Origin of the sequence: Comamonas odontotermitis, assembly GCF_020080045.1 — a bacterium.
Lineage (GTDB): Bacteria > Pseudomonadota > Gammaproteobacteria > Burkholderiales > Burkholderiaceae_C > Comamonas > Comamonas odontotermitis.
Genome location: NZ_CP083451.1, coordinates 1,960,810 through 1,979,126, shown reverse-complemented (window position 1 = coordinate 1,979,126; position 18,317 = coordinate 1,960,810). Strand labels below are relative to the sequence as shown.

Annotated in this window: 14 protein-coding genes; 4 read left to right on the top strand and 10 right to left on the bottom strand. The window is 63.9% G+C overall.

The annotated features are described in order from the left end of the window. Positions 1-29: 29 nt before the first annotated feature. Positions 30-1,412 carry an iron uptake transporter deferrochelatase/peroxidase subunit gene (gene efeB, locus LAD35_RS09205; protein WP_224152377.1) on the bottom strand — a complete coding sequence of 461 codons (1,383 nt, stop codon included), beginning with the start codon at positions 1,410-1,412 and terminating at the stop codon, positions 30-32. A 38-nt stretch (positions 1,413-1,450) separates the two neighbouring features. After that, positions 1,451-3,601, bottom strand: coding sequence for an iron uptake transporter permease EfeU (efeU, locus tag LAD35_RS09200; RefSeq protein ID WP_224152376.1), 2,151 nt, complete (start codon positions 3,599-3,601; stop codon positions 1,451-1,453). Between the two features lie 427 nt (positions 3,602-4,028). Between efeU and LAD35_RS09195 the strand changes: the two genes are divergently transcribed. Beyond that, positions 4,029-4,613, top strand: coding sequence for a peroxidase-related enzyme (locus tag LAD35_RS09195; RefSeq protein WP_224152375.1), 585 nt, complete (start codon positions 4,029-4,031; stop codon positions 4,611-4,613). 80 nt (positions 4,614-4,693) lie between these two features. Here the strand turns inward: LAD35_RS09195 and LAD35_RS09190 are convergent, their stop codons facing one another. The 4 genes from LAD35_RS09190 to maiA form a co-directional block, all read right to left on the bottom strand. Beyond that, positions 4,694-6,007, bottom strand: coding sequence for a type II toxin-antitoxin system HipA family toxin (locus LAD35_RS09190; RefSeq protein WP_224152374.1), 1,314 nt, complete (start codon positions 6,005-6,007; stop codon positions 4,694-4,696). A 19-nt stretch (positions 6,008-6,026) separates the two neighbouring features. Continuing rightward, positions 6,027-6,365 (bottom strand): helix-turn-helix domain-containing protein, encoded by a 339-nt coding sequence (locus LAD35_RS09185; RefSeq protein ID WP_224152373.1) that lies wholly within the window; start codon positions 6,363-6,365, stop codon positions 6,027-6,029. A gap of 173 nt (positions 6,366-6,538) precedes the next feature. Further along, on the bottom strand, positions 6,539-7,438 hold the full coding sequence (locus tag LAD35_RS09180; RefSeq protein ID WP_224152372.1) for a polyphenol oxidase family protein: 900 nt from the start codon (positions 7,436-7,438) through the stop codon (positions 6,539-6,541). A gap of 14 nt (positions 7,439-7,452) precedes the next feature. After that, positions 7,453-8,124 (bottom strand): maleylacetoacetate isomerase, encoded by a 672-nt coding sequence (maiA, locus tag LAD35_RS09175; RefSeq protein WP_224152371.1) that lies wholly within the window; start codon positions 8,122-8,124, stop codon positions 7,453-7,455. A gap of 199 nt (positions 8,125-8,323) precedes the next feature. Here maiA and LAD35_RS09170 point away from each other — a divergent pair, with 199 nt between their 5' ends. From LAD35_RS09170 to LAD35_RS09160, 3 genes are all read left to right on the top strand, one after another. Then, positions 8,324-9,022: a fumarylacetoacetate hydrolase family protein gene (locus tag LAD35_RS09170; protein ID WP_224152370.1), complete on the top strand. Its 699-nt coding sequence runs from the start codon at positions 8,324-8,326 to the stop codon at positions 9,020-9,022. Positions 9,023-9,266: 244 nt separating this feature from the next. After that, the gene (locus LAD35_RS09165; protein ID WP_224152369.1) at positions 9,267-9,833 is read left to right on the top strand and encodes an NUDIX hydrolase; all 567 of its coding nucleotides are present in this window, start codon (positions 9,267-9,269) and stop codon (positions 9,831-9,833) included. Between the two features lie 66 nt (positions 9,834-9,899). Then, positions 9,900-10,436, top strand: coding sequence for a hypothetical protein (locus LAD35_RS09160; RefSeq protein WP_224152368.1), 537 nt, complete (start codon positions 9,900-9,902; stop codon positions 10,434-10,436). A gap of 121 nt (positions 10,437-10,557) precedes the next feature. Here the strand turns inward: LAD35_RS09160 and LAD35_RS09155 are convergent, their stop codons facing one another. The 4 genes from LAD35_RS09155 to smc all read right to left on the bottom strand — a co-directional run bounded on the left by LAD35_RS09155 (position 10,558) and on the right by smc (position 18,196). Beyond that, on the bottom strand, positions 10,558-10,983 hold the full coding sequence (locus LAD35_RS09155) for a hypothetical protein (RefSeq protein WP_224152367.1): 426 nt from the start codon (positions 10,981-10,983) through the stop codon (positions 10,558-10,560). Positions 10,984-11,125: 142 nt separating this feature from the next. Then, positions 11,126-13,252 carry an NAD-dependent DNA ligase LigA gene (ligA, locus tag LAD35_RS09150; RefSeq protein ID WP_224152366.1) on the bottom strand — a complete coding sequence of 709 codons (2,127 nt, stop codon included), beginning with the start codon at positions 13,250-13,252 and terminating at the stop codon, positions 11,126-11,128. 149 nt (positions 13,253-13,401) lie between these two features. Beyond that, complete coding sequence (locus LAD35_RS09145; RefSeq protein ID WP_224152365.1) at positions 13,402-14,556, bottom strand: cell division protein ZipA C-terminal FtsZ-binding domain-containing protein; 1,155 nt, start codon at positions 14,554-14,556, stop codon at positions 13,402-13,404. 112 nt (positions 14,557-14,668) lie between these two features. Further along, entirely contained in the window at positions 14,669-18,196 is a 3,528-nt protein-coding gene (gene smc, locus LAD35_RS09140; RefSeq protein ID WP_224152364.1) for a chromosome segregation protein SMC, read from the bottom strand. Positions 18,197-18,317: the final 121 nt, after the last annotated feature.

Genomic DNA, 18,317 nt, shown 5'->3' with positions numbered 1-18,317 from the left:
AGTCCTCAAATCAGCCAATACAGCGAAAGCTATGCCTTCGCAGCAGCCAGGAGGCTGCGGCCGAGCCAGTCCTGCGCGTCGCGCACGCCCGGCAGCACATAGAAGAAGCCACCGCCCACGGGCTTGATGTATTCCTCCAGCGGCTCCCCATCGAGCCGCTTCTGGACGGTGACAAAGCCCTTGTCCAGGTCGGCCTGGTAACAGATGAAGAGCAGGCCCATCTCCAGCTGGCCTGATTTGGTGACCCCATTGGAGTAGTTGAATGGCCTGCGCAGGATGAGGTTGGCCTCGCTGCCGTGGTCGCGGGGATTGGCGAGACGGATGTGCGCATCCAGGCGGGTCTTGTTGCCGTCTGGGTCGGCGGCGTAATCGGGCACATCATGCTCGGTCTTGCTGCGCGCGTCGAGCGGCGCGCCGCTGTCCTTGTCGCGGCCCATGATGGCTTCCTGCTCCTGCAGCGGCGTGCGGTCCCAGCGCTCGACGAAATTGCGGATGATGCGCACCACCTGGTAGCTGCCGCCTTCGGCCCAGGCCGGCTCGTCGCTGCTGGCCTGCACCCAGACAATGCGGCGCATCAGTGCATCGCTGTCCGAATCCGGGTTGGCCGAGCCGTCTCGAAAACCGAGGAAATTGCGTGCGCTCTCCGGTGCCTTGCCGGCGGCAGCAGGTATGGGTGGCACTGTTCCTTCCTGCTTCCAGCGCATCACCAGCAGATCCGGCAGGTTCTTGATGATGTCGCGCAACGCATGAATATTGGTGTCTGGCGTGTTGGCGCAGAACTGGATGGACAGATCGCCATGGCACAGCGCAGGCACCAGCGCATCGTTGGGGTGTTGGCGCATGGGCGTCAACCGCCTGGGTGCGAGGCCTTGAAGACCATAGCGCTCCTCAAAGAGGCTGTGGCCCACGGCAACGGTCACGGTCAGCGCATCAGGCTGCACCACGGGCCCGAGAATTCCCGAACCCGCTGGCGGCAACCTGGGATCGGCCACGGGCTGCGCCCCCCCTTCGGTGAGAAAGCGGATGCGCTCGGTCAGGGTCTTGAAGAGCCGCTCCAGATCGGCCTTGTTGTCGGCCAGCACATCAAAACTGGCCACCATGCCCGCCAGTGGGCGCGGCGTGACGATACCAGCCTGGTGCGTGCCGTGGAAAGGCACGCGCTGCTGCGAGGTGGTGGTGTGCGGCGCATCGGCCACCTGCGGATGCGCAGGCGCATTCGCCGCTGGCTGGGCAGCAGCCTGCCGCGCTGGCACGCCCGCGAGAACCCCTGCGCCGACGACGCCCGCAGCCTCGCCCAGCCAGCGGCGGCGGCTGGGGACCGCAGGCGCTGCCTCGGCAGCGCTGGCCGAGGCGTCCGATGTGGCATGCTCGGCATTGGATTGAGAATCGTTTCTACTCTTAAAGAAAGACATGGCGGCTCTTTATTTTTTCGTGTGTTATCGGTAAAAGTTTAAGGCTGCAGACCCAAGGCCATATTGATCTTGCCCATGCTCTGTGACGCTTGGTACAGCGCCTGCGCCAGATTCTGGCATTGCACGGGGTTCAGCAGCACTCCGGGCACGCCAGCGGCCTCCGCATCGTCGGCGGAGACGCCCTGGTCCGCCAGCAACTGGCGCACCTTGTCCAGGCTGGTCTGCAACTGCTGCAGCAATGCCGGGTTGGCATTGGACAGCACGGGCGCCAGCAATTGCTGGGTCTTGTCCGCCGCAGCCAGGCTGCCGCGCACAAACTGCAGGGCCCAACGGCCCTGCGCGGGCGTGGTCGCCTCGCCCGGAATCAAGGTGGATGCACGCTCCAGCGCCTTGGCGCTGTTGGTGGCGAGGTTTTGCGGTTGCAGGGAGGCATCGCCCAGGCGCTGGGCCAGTTGGTCCACATCCTGCTGCAGGCTGGTGACGAGTGGCAGCAGTTGCTCGGCACCTTCACCCGCCTTCAGGCCGGTTGCAATGCGGTGCAGGCCGACAAAGGCGGGGTCCTTGTCACGCAGTGCAAAATCAGCGGCACGCGCGTCAATGCGGGCATTGAGGTCGCCAAATTGCGCGGCCAGCGGCACCAGCTTCTGGTACTGGCCGCGTGCCAGTGCCACCAGTTGCAGGGCATCGGCGGGATAGCCGTCCGCGGGCGCCTGCGACGCAGCATCCGCATCGCCAGCTGGCTGCAGGCGCTGCGGCAGGGCCTGCAACATGTCCTGCAGGCTGGCCACCTCGGTCAGCAGGTACACCTGGTACTCGGCCAGCGCGCCGATGAAGGCCGTCACCGGCGGCTTGGCGGCTTCGGCCCTGAAGGCGTCTGACGGCGTGACGGTCAAGGTGCCGCGCGGTGCATTGAGCAAGCCGCAGGTCATCTCGTACTGGCCAGGCGCAAGGCGTGCCGTCAGGGTCTGCGACAGGCCGGGCAGGATGTTCTCGCGCTCTTCGAGCACCATCACACCGTCCAGAATCTCCCACTCCAGCGCACGCTCGCCCTTGTTGACGATGCGAAACTGCACCTTGCCCGCAGGCACGCTCACGGCATTGGGCGTACACGTACCCTGGCTGATCTCAATGGTGATCTGGGGCACATCGGTAGCACCTCCTACAGCCGCCGCGTTGTCGGCACCCGGCTTGGCTGCAGACTGTGAGGAGCCCGCCGCCTGCCAGAAAGCCGCCGCGCCCAACACCAGCACGAGCACACTGCCCAGTACCACGCCGCCCAGAGGTGCAGGCTGCATGGCGCTTGTGCCGGGCTCGCTTTGCATTGCCACATCCGCCGCTGGCGTGCGAGAGGTGCGCGCAGGCGCTTCTGTTTTTGTAGCAGGTGCGGCTGGCACCGGCCAGAAGAACACCACCAGCGTGACCGCCAGATACGCTGCCCATGCCAGCACCTCGCCCAGTACCGGGGCATGCATGTACCCCAGCAGGCCGCCCAGAACCACGCCCAGTGCGCTGTCTTCCGGCAGCGTCGCGCTGCTGTCAAACACCACCTGCTGCAGATGGTTCCACACCCCTGCCTCATGCAGGCGGCGCACGGCGCCAGCCAGCAGGCCTGCGGCCACCAGCAGGATGAAAACACCGGTATAGCGGAAGAACTGGCGCATGTTGATGCGCACCCCACCCTTATACAGGCCCACGCCCAACAGGATGGACAGCACGATACCGGCGAGTGCGCCCACCGCCGCGCCCCAGCCCGTGCTCTGCTGGAAGATGGCCAGCAGGAAGAAGACGGATTCCAGCCCTTCGCGCGCCACGGCGAGGAACACCATGCCGATCAGTGCCCAGCTGGCGCTGCCTGTCGTAGAAAGCGCCTTGTCGACCGAGGCCTGCAACTCACTCTTGATGGAGCGTGCTGCCTTGCGCATCCAGAACACCATGCCCGTCAGCATGCCGACGGCGATGAAGCCCACCACGGCCTCGAACAGCTCCTGCTGCTTCTGCGGGAATTCTGCCGCCATCCACTGCAGGCCAGCGCCTGCAAACAGCGACAGGCCCAGCGCAAAGAAAACCCCGGCCCAGACGGCAGGCATCAATGCGGCGCGGCCTGTATGGCGAAGGAAACTGGCAATGATGCCAACGATCAGCGCGGCTTCGATGCCCTCGCGCAGCATGATCAAAAACGGAACCAGCATGAATGTTATGGCGGATCGGCCCCGCGCCCGGCATACCCGTGGCGCGGCGGCGGTCCATGTCTTTCTAGGGTCTATGGTGCAGTGCAGCCGGCTTCCTGTTCGCTATGGGACTGCTGACACAGCCTTGCCCATCCGGGGATGGCCTGCGCCTGCAGCTCCAAATCGGGATGATTCTCAGCCACTGCAATTGGCGCACATATTACGACCAAAACACCGCGCGCCCTGCAAGCGCCTCTGCCATACAGGAAGCCAGCAGGGTTGTTACATGCAAATCATACCTCTAGCGCATGCTGCAAAAGCGCAGTCAGCTCTCAAAAATGGAGCGCTTTTTACATGTCGCCACCCGCATTACCGGGACAGCCCGGCAGCTTGCTGCAGCTTATGATGCGGTTCAGTACAACAGGAACACGTTCCAAGGAGATTTGCCATGGCGTCCAAACCCCGCTACCCCCTGCCCGATCTCAACACCCTGCCACAGGACATCCAGGATCGCATCCTGCAGGTGCAGGAAAAGGCAGGCTTCATCCCCAACGTGTTTCTGGCCTTTGCCCGCCGCCCTGCGGAGTGGCGTGCGTTTTTTGCGTACCACGACGCCTTGATGGAGCGCGAGGACAGCAGCCTGTCCAAGGCCGAGCGCGAGATGATCGTGACGGTGACCAGCGCGCACAACGAATGCCTGTACTGCGTGGTGGCCCATGGAGCGCTCGTCCGCATCTATGAAAAGGCGCCCCTCCTGGCCGACCAGTTGGCCGTCAACTACCGCAAGGCCGATATCAGCCCCCGCCAGCGCGCCATGCTGGATTTTGCGATGAAGGTCTGCACCCGTTCGCAGGAAATCAACGACGCCGATTTCGATGCGTTGCACCCGCACGGCTTTGATGACGAGGATATCTGGGACATTGCGGCGATCACCGCGTTTTTCGGCCTCTCGAACCGCATGGCCAGTTTTGCGGGCATGCAACCCAATGAGGAGTTCTACCTGATGGGGCGTGTGCCAAGAGCAAAGGGCTGAGGCGAAAAGCGGGGGCAAAGGGCTGAACAGGCCTGCAAACGCAGCCTGCCGCCATCACGACCATCATCACCCTGCCCGACTCAGGCCTCGGCCAGCTTCACACCACCGCGCAGGCGCTCCTTCACGGCCTCGCGCATGCCAGGCGGTGCATCGGCGAGCAAGGCTGGCCATTCGTCATGTGCCCGGCGCACCACGTCCTTGAGCAGCGCCACATGGCGCGATGCGCGCAACAGGCCGGCGGCTTTGACCAGCGCCTCCACATCGTCCCAGCTCAGGGCGCGCATGGCGGCATCAATCGCCTTGTTGACCGCATACTGCTGCGGCGGCGAGCCCGGAAAGAAGGCGGCGACGCACACGCAGTCATAGACGGGTGCGAGGCGCGGCTGGTGACCATTGGGGTAGATGAGCGCCCAGTTCTTCAGGTGCGCGTCGGTGTTGCCCATCAGGATGGCTGCAATGGTGCGCGCCAGGAACTCGCGCGTGTCTGCCACGGGCTCGGGGCTCAGGCGGTCGAGCACACGGAGCATGGTGGGCCAGTCCTGCTGCAGGCCCTTGCCATATTTATGGCGCGGCGCGTAGCCCAGTGCCTGGTTGAACTCTTCCATATGCACACGGCTGCCATCGGGCAGGTGGTCAAAGCGCTGCACGGCCAGAATTTCGTCAAACGGCACATGCCCGGGCAGGTCGGCCTGCGCGCGGGTGATGACCTGCGCATCCGCCGTGGTCAAGCCCAGCGCCTGGCACAGGCGGTAGCAGCTGTATTCGTTGGCCACCAGATCGGGGTGCGCCGTGCTGGGGAGCTTGAGGATGACGCTGCCCGCCGCGCCCTTGCGGTGCACGGTGTAGCGGCGGCCGTCCTGCACGGCACTGAACTTGGTGACGATGCCAGGCAGCGATGCCGCATCCGCCACCGGAAACTCCACAAAACCGGGCTCCAGCACATCGAGCCCCTGCGTGGTGTGCCAGTGCCGCACCACATCAGGAATGGCTTCGCCCTGCGGGACGGGCTCCACCTCCAGTGCGCCCATCAGATCGTGGCCGGCAGCGGCCAGCAGCTCGAACTCATCATCCGGCGAGCAGCCGCGCTCGGCAGCCAGGCGTTCGCGGTTGTGGCCTTCGGGCAGCAGATTCTGAAAATACACGGGCCAGCGTCCATCCGTGCGCACCAGGCGCGCATCGCGGGCAGACGAGAGGATGGCCCGCGTGTCGGCCTCATTGCCGCCCAGATAGCTCAGCGACAAGGTGGGGCGCTGCGCATCGGCAATGTAATCGGCTTCGAACGAGACGCGCAGCACATCACCGTACTGCGACAGGTAGCCGATTGCGCGGCGCCCACCACCCAGGGCTGCAGGCTGGTGCATGTACAGGCGCAGGTAGCGGATGGAGGTGGACATGGCAGTATGCAGACGTCAGTCAGCGCGCCTTTGCCTGGTGGGCTGGGCCTCGTGGCTCGGCGGCGATGCTCTCCACCACCGAAGGCGGCGCATCGGCCCCTGCCGGCTGGCCCAGAAACTTGCCGCCGGACTGGATGAAGGCCTGCAGCGCAGGCACCAGATCAGCGGGCACGGCCACCAGTTGCATGCCCAGCACACGCGCCATCTCGGCCACGGTGGAGTAGCGCGGGTCCACATCGCCGGTTTCGGTGCGCTGCACGGCCATGCGGGACAGGCCTGCGCGCTCGGCCAGCTGGGCCTGGGTGATGTTCTGGGCCTTGCGGCTGGCAGCCAAGGAAGCAATCAATGCATCAGTCATGCTTCATATCATACTCTTTTTCATGAAAATGAGTATGAAAATATTCATTTCAACCAAACAATGCAAGCAACACAAGAAACATAAGAAAGCAAGGAAAAAAGATACTTATAGCGATCATTTTTCAAAAAAAGATCACCACAGATATCTTTTATGCCATTTGAAGCGCTGCGCCCTCAAGCCACCCAGACACAAGCCGCAAAGCGGCCCGAGCCGCCCTGCACACCGGGCACACCATCGCGCCGGTGCGAAAAGAAACGCTCCGGGTTGCGCACTGTGCACCAGACGGTGCTGCTGTCGTTGCCATAGAGCCGGGTGATTCCCTGGCGCTGCAGACGGTGGCGGGCCAGTGCGCTCAGATCCGCCTGGAACTTGCCCGGCTTGCCAGCCGCAAAGAAGGCAGCAGCGCTGGCATCGTGCTCCACAAAGGCAGCCTGCACTTCCGGGCCCACCTCGAACTCGGGCTGGCTGATGCAGGGGCCGAGCCAGGCGAGTGTCTGCGCGGCAATGTCTGCCTGGCTCATATCCTGGCCCAGGTGCTTGCGCACCAGTTGGGCGTACGCGGCAAAACAGGTTTCCAGCACCCCGACACCGCCCTGGCCCACAAGGCCGCGCCACCCCGCATGCGCCGCACCCACCACGGGCAGACTGGCGTGCGAGAAGATCACTGGCAGGCAGTCTGCAGCCATCACCGCGCAGCCCATGCCGGGCGTGTCGCTCACGCTGGCATCGGCATCCTGGCCGCTGGTGGCGCACTGGTCGACGTATTTCACATCGGTACCGTGCACCTGGCGCACAAATACCGGCTGGCTGGGCGGTGATGCTGCAGCGACAGTGGAAGAGCTGTCAGCGCCGCCATTCAATGATTTTTTGACCTCAAGCGCTTGCATGGCCTGTGCAAGCAGCTCTCTATTTTGTAGCACATGCGCAGCCTCATCACCCACATTCAGGCTGAGGTTGGTGGTGCCAAAGAGGCCCGTGCTGAGCCCGCCCTTGCGGGTGGTGCACAAGGCGTGCACCCGCGCAGGCGCAGGCCAATCGGGAATGATCCAATCTTGGGGAAAGGCAGTATCCATCGTGGCGGGCTCCCTCACGCCTGCGCGTCCGGGCAGGCCGAAGGCTGGGCCTTCTGCACGGCGTCTGTTGCCAAGGCGGCCTGGTAAGCCGCCATGGTGAGCGGCAGGCCTTGCAGATCGACATTGAAGCGCTGTGCATTGAAGATCTGCGGCACCAGCGCGCAGTCGGCCAGGGTCAGGCTATCGCCCCAGCAGAAGGTGGAAGGCGGCAGGCCCTGCGCCTTGCGCTCGGCAGCCAGCAGCACCAGCTGGCGCTCAAAGGCCTCCAGCCCGGCGCGGCACCAGTGCTGGTACCAGGCGTTCTTCGCCTCTTCGCTCTGGCCCAGCGTGTTCTTCAGGTACCCCAGCACGCGCAGGTTGTTGATGGGGTGGATCTCACAGGCCACCTGCAAGGCCAGCGCGCGGATGCGGGCACGCGCCAGCGCGTTGCCAGGCAGGAGCGTCGGGGTATCGGGATAGGTTTCCTCCAGCCATTCGATGATGGCAAGCGACTGGTTGAGCCACTGGCCATCTTCGGTTTCCAGTGCGGGCACCAACGCATCGCCCATATGGCTGGCAAAGGCAGCGGCGCGGTGTTCGCCCTTGACCAGATGCACCGGCACATAGTCGTAAGGCAAGCCCTTGGCATGGAGTGCGATGCGCACGCGGTAGGACGCAGAGGAGCGGAAATAGTTGTGCAGCTTCATGGCTGCACAGCATACCGCAGGCGGGTGGGCGATTGTGCACACAACCAACAGCCAGTCGCGTGCATGACAGTGACTGCAAGGAGGCGCGCGAACCAGAGCGTGGCTTTACACGGCCTTCAACCCTTTTTGTCCGATAATTTTTTGCATCGATTCATTGACCCACGCGCCGGTGCCCTGCGCGCCGCCAACCGAGACCAGCATGAGCCACTACGTCATTCCCGCGCCCCAGCAAGCCAGCGTGCCCGTGCACGGCAGCAGCGACCTGTTTCCCGTGCACCGCATCTATTGCGTGGGCCGCAATTACGAAGAGCACGCCAAGGAGATGGGGTTTACCGGCCGTGAGGCGCCTTTCTTCTTCATGAAGCCCGCCGATGCCATCGTGCCGGTGGCCGCAGGCACCACGGGCGAGGTACCCTACCCCACGCTCACCAGCAACCTGCACCACGAGATCGAGCTGGTGGTGGCCATTGGCAAGGGGGGCAAGAACATCTCGGCTGCCGATGCCGCCCAACACATCTGGGGCTACGCCGTGGGCCTGGACATGACCCGCCGCGACCTGCAGGGCGAGATGAAGAAGCAAGGCCGCCCCTGGGAGATCGGCAAGGCCTTTGAAGCCAGCGCGCCCATCGCCCCGCTGGTGCCCGCAGCCCAGGCGGGTGACGTGAACAATGCCGACATCTGGCTCCAGGTCAACGGCGCCGAGCGCCAGCACAGCAACGTGAGCAAGCTGATCTGGAACATTGCAGAAACCATCGAAGTGCTGTCGCAGGCATGGGAGCTGCAGGCGGGCGACCTGATCTTCACCGGCACCCCCGAAGGGGTGGCCGCCGTCGTCAAGGGCGATGTGCTCGAAGGCGGCGTCGCCGGCCTGCCATCGCTCAAGATCCAGCTGGTGTAATTGCCAGCGCACGCCAAGAACGCCACCCACTGCGGTGGCGTTTTTCATGGCCGCATTGGCGCATGGCTGCATCAGAGTGGAATGGCAAAATGCCCTCTCAGAACGTGTTTACGATCTCTACGCAGCCGCGCGAGGAGATCGTAAACACGTTCTAAAAGCAACTGCTGCATGCGGCCAACAAGCCGTGGTCGCCATTTTGCAACCACCCGCTGCACAGCCCCACCAATAGCGCACAATAGCGCCCATGACATCTCGCGCCCCCGTTGATTACTGCCGCCAATGCGGCACCAAGGTAGAGCACCGCATTCCCGATGATGGCGACACCAAGATCCGCGCCGTCTGCCCTGCCTGCAGCGTCATCCATTATGAAAACCCGCTCAACGTGGTCGGCACGGTGCCCTACCTGGGCGACCAGGTGTTGCTGTGCAAGCGCAATATCGAGCCGCGCAAGGGCTACTGGACGCTGCCCGCAGGCTTCATGGAGCTGGGTGAAACCACGGGTGCAGGCGCTGCGCGAGAAACCGATGAGGAAGCCGGTGCAGACATCACCCTGGGGCCACTGTTTTCCGTCATCAACGTGCCCCATGTCGGCCAGGTGCATCTCTTTTACCTGGCACAACTCAACAGCAGCGAATTCAGCCCTGGCTGGGAGACGATGGAGGCGCGACTGTTCACCGAAGCGGAAATTCCATGGGCCGACATTGCCTTCCGCACCGTCAAGGTGACCTTGAAGCGCTACTTTGAAGACCGCAAGCGGGGCGCATTTGGCTTTCACGCCGTGGATCTGGAGCCGCCAAAGGAAATGCGCTAGCAGCACCCGCAGGTCAGCAACCCCGCACCAGACACCGTGCATCAGAATCTCGAAGGAACACCGTCCATGCCCCTCTCTCCATCCCGCCGCCAATTTGTCCGCACTGCTGCCTCGGGCCTTGCACTGGTGGGCCTGTACGCAGGCGTTCTGCCGGCCAGCCATGCCGCCAAGCTGGTCGACATGGCCCAGGCCATGGTCGAAAAATACAAGCTCGGCCACACCCTGCCCCAGGTGGCCTTGCAGTTGGCGGCCAAATCACCCGATTACCAGACGCTGATCGACAAGATGGGCGCGCAACAGGCCCAGCAGCAGCTGATGGCCGCTGCCCGCCAAGTGGTGCCGCAATACCAGAAGCAATGGGATGCGCAGCTGGCCAACGCCTATGCGCAGACCTTCAGCGAGCCGCAGCTCAAATCCTTGCTGGAACTGGGCCCCCAATCCCCGCATGCGCAGCTGATGCAAAGCAAGCAGGCCGAGATCAACCAGCAGATGCAGAAAAGCAGCTCAGGCATGCTGCGCGAAATGCTGGGCAAGCTGTTTGCCGCCGCCCAGCAGCCCGCCGCCAAACCGGCAGACAAGGCGCTGGAAAAGGCCAAGAAGTAAGCTGCTGGCGCCATGATTGCCCGGCCTCGCCCACTGACTTTGTCGCGCTTGCTCAGCGGCGCAACGTTTTCGGTGTCAGCCCGTCAGCCCGGCAGGCCAGATCCCTCTGCCTGAAAGGTCTTCAGCAATTGAGCACATTCCCCGACCGATGGCACACGCGACCATCGGGCCCGGTCAACATGTTGGGATTGCTGGACTTGCGGAACACACCGCCCTGGCTGTCATAGCAGTAGTTGGCATTGCAGTTCGTGATGGTGGTAGGCGTATTGGGCGCCGCGTTAGGCTGCACGGCCTTTGCAGGCGGCTGCAAAAGCTCGGTGCTGGAGCCGCAGGCCGCATTGGCCTTGGCAATGGCCGCATTCACCTGATCGCGCTTTTCGGCCTCATTTCTGGCGATGGAGTTGCGCGCAGTGTCCAGATCACGCTGTGCAAGCCTGCAGTCCTCGGTGTCCTGAAGACCGGGCTGGGAGCCCTGCGCGTAAACCTGTACATGCACGCTGGCTGCGGCGAGCAACCCGCATGCTGCCAAAAGTTGAACCCGTTTCATCTGCGCTCCTTGCGATCTATTGCGGGCAGTTGACGCACTTTGTGCATCGCTCTGAAGGTGACACAAGCCCCTTCAAGGCTGATCACACCGCTCCATACTGCGCCACGGCATCTGGTAGTCCTGGCACCCTCCTCTTGTGCCATCAAACCTGACCGGTTTTCAGCAACTGCAGCATGCCTGCCTCGTCAAGCACGGGCACACCCAGTTCTTCGGCCTTGGCCAGCTTGCTGCCGGCCTCGGCGCCCGCCACCACATAGCTGGTTTTCTTGCTGACCGAGCCTGAGACCTTGGCACCAGCAGCTTCCAGCAGGTCCTTGGCCTCGTCGCGGCCCATGGTCGGCAGGGTGCCGGTCAACACCACCGTCATGCCAGCGAGGATCTGCGGCGGCTTCTCGGCGGGCGCGCCCTCGTCCCAGTGCACGCCGGCAGCGCGCAGTTGCTCCACCACCTCGCGGTTGTGCGGTTGCGCAAAAAAGGTGTGGATGCTCTGCGCCACCACCGGGCCCACGTCGTTCACCTGCAGCAGCGCTTCAACCGAGGCGTCCATGATCGCATCGAGCACACCAAAGTGCTTGGCCAGGTCCCTGGCGGTGGATTCGCCCACATGGCGTATCCCCAGGCCGAACAGAAAGCGCTGCAGGCTGGTCTTCTTGGATGATTCCAGCGCCGCCAGCACGTTCTGTGCAGATTTCTCGGCCATGCGCTCCAGGCCCGACAAGGTGGCGATCCCCAGTTTGTACAAATCGGGCAAGGTGCGGATCACACCGGCGTCGACAAGCTGATCAACCAGCTTGTCGCCCAGGCCTTCAATGTCCATCGCGCGGCGGGCGGCAAAGTGCAGGATGGCCTCCTTGCGCTGCGCGGGGCAGAACAGGCCGCCGGTGCATCGGTGGTTGGCCTCGCCCTTCTCGCGCACCACGGCGCTGCCGCAGATGGGGCATGCGACAGACATGTGAAAGTTGGGCACATAAGGGCTACGCGGCCCCGGCTGCAAAGCCGCATCGGTACCCGGCACAGGAGCGACGCGGCCCACCACCTCGGGAATCACATCGCCCGCGCGGCGCACGATCACCTGATCGCCCACGCGCACGCCCTTCTTGCGGATGTCAAAGACATTCGACAAGGTGGCATTGGTGACGGTGACACCGCCCACAAACACGGGAGCCAGGCGCGCCACAGGCGTGAGCTTGCCGGTGCGGCCCACCTGGACGTCAATGCCCTCCAGGCGCGTCACCATCTCTTGCGCCGGGTATTTGTGCGCGACGGCCCAGCGCGGCTCGCGGCTGACAAAACCCAGCTCGCGCTGTTGCGCCCGGCTGTTGACCTTGTATACCACGCCGTCGATCTCGTAGCCCAGGCTGCCCCGCTCTGCGCCCATGCGCTGGTGAAAGGCGACCAGTTCGCCCGCTCCGCGTGCAAGGCAGACTTGTGGCGCCACCGGAAAACCCCAGGCCTTGATCTGCATCAGCATGGCGTAGTGGCTCTGCCAGTCCGGCCCACCCCGGTTAGCAGGCGTGACTTCACCCACGCCATAGGCAAAGAATGACAGCGGGCGCTGCGCGGTGATGTTGGAATCGAGCTGGCGCACCGCCCCTGCCGCCGCGTTGCGCGGGTTGACGAAGGTCTTGCCGCCTGCGGCCTCCTGCTTGCGGTTGAGCGCATCGAAGTCATCGCGGCGCATATAGACTTCGCCCCGCACTTCCAGCACCGGGGGCACGCCCGCGTTCTGTGGCAGGCTGAGCGGTATCTGGCGGATGGTGCGGATGTTGTGCGTCACGTCCTCGCCAATCTCGCCGTCCCCGCGTGTGGTGGCCTGCACCAGCAGGCCGTTTTCGTAGCGCAGGTTCATGGCAAGGCCATCGAACTTGGGCTCGGCCACGTATTCCACGGGCGGGGCCGAAGCATCAAGCCCCAGCTCCTTGCGGATGCGCGTATCGAAAGCCTCCGCACCACTGGCCTCGTTGTCTGTTTCGGTGCGGATGCTGAGCATGGGCACCGCGTGGCGCACCGGTGTCAAGCCGTCGAGCACCGCGCCAATCACCCGCTGGGTGGGCGAATCGGGCGTCACCAGTTCGGGGTGCGCCTTCTCCAGCGCTTCCAGCTCCCGGTAGACGCGGTCGTATTCGCCATCGGGCACGCTCGGCGTGTCGAGCACATAGTATTCGTGCGCCCAGCGGACCAGCTGGTCGCGCAGCGCTTTTATTTTGATAGCTGCCTGCGCCTTTGTAGCGTGCACCGGAGTCGAAAAAAGATCAAAAGTATCAGCCATGAGACTTGCTTCCAAAGCACAAGGCGGGTGGCATTCTTCGCCCACCCGCCTTGTCAAAAGAATAGCTGCCCGCGCTTGCTACAAAAGGATTTCAAACGTAAATCTATCTGAAATGCTTTGAGGGCAAGCGCCAACAGCTCATTTTTTTATCAACTGAACAAACGCCGCGCCGCCAGCGAGCCCGCTGCCAGCTCGCGTTCTTCGAGCTGGTCGTACAGGTTCTCCAGGTCCTGCGCGATCGGGTCCACCACCATCACCGGCAGTGGCGTGCCGTTCTGGTCGCAGATCACACCGTCCATCTCGGCGCACAGGGCTTCGGCGGCAGCACGCATCTTGTCGAAAGGCGCTTCGCTGCGGCTGACGTGGGGCACATCCAGGCTCAGCAGCACATCACGCAGCGCGCTTTGCTCCGGGTCATCTGCCAAGGCTGCCTGGGCATCGTAGGTCAGCGCCAGAATGGACGGCATCTGCGCAATGCTGGATGGCATCACCATGCGACCAGGGCCTGCGGGCACAAAGCCGTGCTTGGCGGCGACCTGCGCAACATAACCGGGGCTCCACGAAGCGCGCTTGGCGCGCAGCATGAAGGCCAGCTGGGCATCGTGCTCGCTGGCAAAGGCATCCAGCTCGCGGGCGCGGGCCACTTCCTGCAGCATGTCGGGCAAATCGGGCGAGGCGCCGATGGTGTCGGCAAACTGCTGCACCTTGCCGACAAATTCGGAGAACTCGATCTCGTTCATCGGGCCGTGGCGGTTGGCCAGCTGAATGCCCGCCTGGAAGCCGGTGTAGCGCTCGCCTGCCTTGGGCAGTTCCCAGGTCTGGGTTGCCTGGTTCATGCCTTCGATGTTGAAAGCCTTGTTGCCCGCGCGAAAACTGCTGGGCATGGCAGCAATGGCGGCATTGCCCGAGACGATGCCATCGGTATGGATGGGTGCAATCGCGTCGGTCAGCGCATCCAGTATCTGCTGGCGGTCACCCAGGTAGGTACCCGGGTTGCCGCTGCGCGCCACGGCGCCTGCGGGAAAGGCGTCTGCACTGGCGTTGCCGCCCAGGTTGCCACCCAGGCGCGGCCCCTGCCCGCCCAGCTGGGCATCCAGCACCGGGTCGCCCGTGGCACCGCCCACCTTGCCGTCAAAGCCGGGCTCGAAACGCGCGTCGTCCTCGCCCACCGGCAGTGCGCCGCCAACCTCTTCGGGTTTGGGTTTCTTGGGTTCGTTGCGGCGGGCAGACCAGGTGTTGAAGCCGACATACAGCGCCAGAATGACACCAAAGGTGATGACCAGGGCCAGTTGAAAATTACTCATACGATTTCGTTGTAAATATCCCAGGACCGACGCACACAACGGCGAACAGCGGGCATCGCTTTGCGAAAAGCATGCCCCCACCGGGTGTGCGCAGGCCGCGTATCCGTATCCATCAGACCGATTCGGCCATCGTCAGCGCGGATTCCATATCCACGGCCACGATGCGCGAAACGCCCTGCTCCTGCATTGTTACACCAATGAGCTGCTGCGCAATCTCCATGGCAATCTTGTTGTGACTGATGAAAAGGAACTGGGTTCCCCGACTCATGCTGGCCACCAGCTTGGCGTAGCGCTCGGTATTGGCATCGTCCAGCGGCGCATCCACCTCATCCAGCAAGCAAAACGGCGCGGGATTGAGCTGGAAGATCGCAAACACCAGCGCAATCGCCGTGAGCGCCTTCTCGCCCCCCGACAGCAAGTGAATGGTCTGGTTCTTCTTGCCGGGCGGCTGCGCCATCACCTGGACGCCAGAGTCGAGAATCTCGTCGCCGGTGATGATGAGCTTGGCCTGGCCGCCACCAAACAGTTCGGGGAACATGCGGCCAAAGTGCTGGTTCACCGTATCGAAGGTGCCCGAGAGCAATTGCCGTGTCTCCGCGTCGATCTTCTTGATCGCGTCTTCGAGCGTCGTCATCGCCTCGGTCAGGTCCTTCATCTGCGAATCGAGGAAGGTCTTGCGCTCGCGGGCGTGGTTCAACTCGTCCAGCGCTGCCAGGTTGACGGCGCCCAGCGCGTCGATTTCGCGGTGCAGGCGGTCAATCTCACTTTGCAGGCCAGTCAGGCGCACATTGCCTTCCTGAATGGATGCGGCCAGCGCCTCCATATCGGCCTGCGCGTCGTTCAGCAGGGTGGTGTACTGCTCCAGGCCCAGTTGCGCGGCCTGTTCCTTGAGCTTGAATTCGGTGATACGGTCGCGCAGCGGCTGCAGATCCCGCTCGAACTGCTGGCGGCGCTCGTCGCTGCCGCGCAGGCGGGCGGTCAGGTCGTCATACTCGCTGCGGCGCGCAGCAAGCTCTTTTTCGCGCTCCATTTTCAGGTTCAGCGCGTCCTGCAGGCCGCCCTGGGCGGCTGCGTCGTTCAGGCGTCCCTGCTCCTCTTGGGCGCGCACCTGCTCATCGGCGAGGGCCTTGGCCTGCTGCATGGCCGTTTCCATGGTGCGGCCGAGCTCGGCGCGGCGTGCATCCATGCTGCGCTGGCCGAACACGGCCTCCTGCGCCTGGCGCTCCAGCGCACGCAGCTGCTCGCGGGCACCGGTCAGCTTGCGCTCGGACTCGTAGACCTGCTCGTCCAGCTGCGCATGGCGCTCCTGGCTGTCGGCCAGTTGCATGTCCAGCTCTTCAAAACGAGCCTCGGCGGCAATGCGGCGCTCCTGTATCTCTTCGAGCTGGATCGTCACTTCCGACAGATCCGCATCCAGCTGCGCCGTGCGCGCGCGCGCCTGCTCGGCCAACTGGGTCTGGCGCAGGGTTTCGACCTGCAGCTCGTGGGCGCGGTTGCGGGTTTCAGCCGCATCGTTGCGGGCCGTCACCAGGCGCTGCGATGCATCGGCATAGGCCGATTCGGCGCGCACCAGGGCGTTGCGGGCTTCTTCGCCGATCAGCGACTGCGCACGCAGCTCCTTTTCCAGGTGTTCGATCTCCTGGGCCCGCGCCAGCATGCCCGATTGCTCGGAATCCTGCGCGTAAAAGCTCACGCTATGGCTGCTGACGGCGTGGCCCGTGGGCACAAAAATGGTTTCGCCCGCCTTGAGGCGGGCGCGCTGCGCCAGCGCCTCGTCGAGGGTCGGCGCCGTGTAGCAACCGCACAGCCAGTCGGACAGCACGGCGCGCAGGCCTGCATCGTGTACGCGCAGCAGGTCGGCCAATTGGGCCATCTGCCCTTGCGGCGCGGCGCCGGGAGCCTGCGGCAGGCTGTAGAACGCCAGACGCGCAGGCGGCGCATCCTGCGCACCGGCGCCCAGAAAGCCGCGCACCATATCAAGGCGGCTCACTTCCAGGGATGACAGGCGCTCGCGCAGCGCCGCTTCCAGCGCGTTTTCCCAGCCGGGCTCAATCTGGATGCGGCTCCACAGGCCCTGCAATCCGTCCAGGCCATGCTTGGCCAGCCAGGGCTGCAGCTTGCCGTCGGTCTTTACCTTTTCCTGCAGGGCCTTGAGGGCATCGAGGCGCGCGGCCAGTTCGGCCTGGCGGGCGCCTTCACTGTTGACCTGCTGCTGTTTCTCGCGGCGCGCCTCGTCGAGCTGGGGCACGCTGTCCTGCAGCTCCAGCAGCCGCGCCTCGGCAATCTCTGCGGCCTCGGCAGCTTCATCGTTCTGCTGCTTCAGGTTAGCAAGGCGCGCCTCGTCGGGCGCGGCCATGGCATTGCGGTCGGTGCGCAGGCGTTCGCTGCGCACTTCCAGACCACGGCTTTGTTCGTTCAGGCTGCGCTGCTCGGCGGCCAGCACCTGGATCTGCTGCTGCACCTGGGTGACGGCGCCACGCTGCTCATTGGCGCGCTGCTGCGCCTGGCGATGCGCATCTTCCATGTCAGGCAATTGCTGGCTCTGCTCTTCAAGCTGGGCAGCCAGCATTTCGGCCTTTTCCTCGGCGTCCATGCCCTGGCCGGTCAGAGTTTCGAGCTCGGCCTCGGATTCCTCCTTGCGCACCATCCACATGGCGATCTGCTCGGCCAGTTGCACCAGGCGGTTTTCCACGCGCTGACGGCCTTCCACCACGTAGCGGATTTCGGCCTCCAGCCGACCCACCTCGGCTGTCGCCTCGTAGAGCTTGCCCTGGGCCTGGTTGACGGTATCGCCCGCCGCATAGTGGGCCTGGCGGATCGATTCCAGATCGGCCTCGACATGGCGCAGGTCGGCCATGCGCGACTCCAGGTCGTTGACAGCCTTGAGCCCTTCGATCCGCACCTTTTCCTGGTCTTCTGCCGCATCGCTGCGCTTGAGGAACCACAGCTGTTGCTGCTTGAGCGTGGCGCTGGCGTTCAGCGCGTTGTATTTGGCGGCCACCTCGGCCTGCTTTTCCAGCTTTTCGAGGTTGTTGTTCAGCTCGCGCAGAATGTCTTCGACGCGGGTGAGGTTCTCGCGCGTGTCGTTGAGGCGGTTCTCGGTCTCGCGGCGGCGCTCCTTGTATTTGGAGACCCCGGCGGCTTCTTCGAGGAACAGGCGCAGCTCTTCGGGGCGCGATTCGATGATGCGGCTGATCGTGCCCTGCCCGATGATGGCGTAGGCCCGCGGGCCCAGGCCGGTGCCGAGGAACACGTCCTGCACATCGCGCCGGCGCACCGGCATGTTGTTGATGAAATAGCTGCTGGTGCCGTCACGGGTGAGCACGCGCTTGACGGCAATTTCGGTGTACTGGCTCCACTGCCCGCCTGCACGGTGATCGCTGTTGTCGAACACCAACTCCACACTGGAGCGGCTGGCCGGCTTGCGGTGGTTGGTGCCGTTGAAGATCACGTCCTGCATCGACTCGCCGCGCAGCTCGCTCGCCTTGGATTCACCCAGCACCCAGCGCACCGCATCCATGATGTTGGACTTGCCGCAGCCGTTGGGCCCCACCACGCCCACCAGTTGGCCAGGGAGCATGAAATTGGTCGGCTCCGCAAACGATTTGAAGCCAGCAAGCTTGATGGAATTGAGACGCACGGTGCTTTTTTACTTTTCTCGGTCGGGATCGATGGCGTGGAACAAACAATGAATGGCAGGCCGACATAATACCGTGCAAGCCCTGCCTGCCACGGGCAAAAGCATCCATCCCAGGCCATTT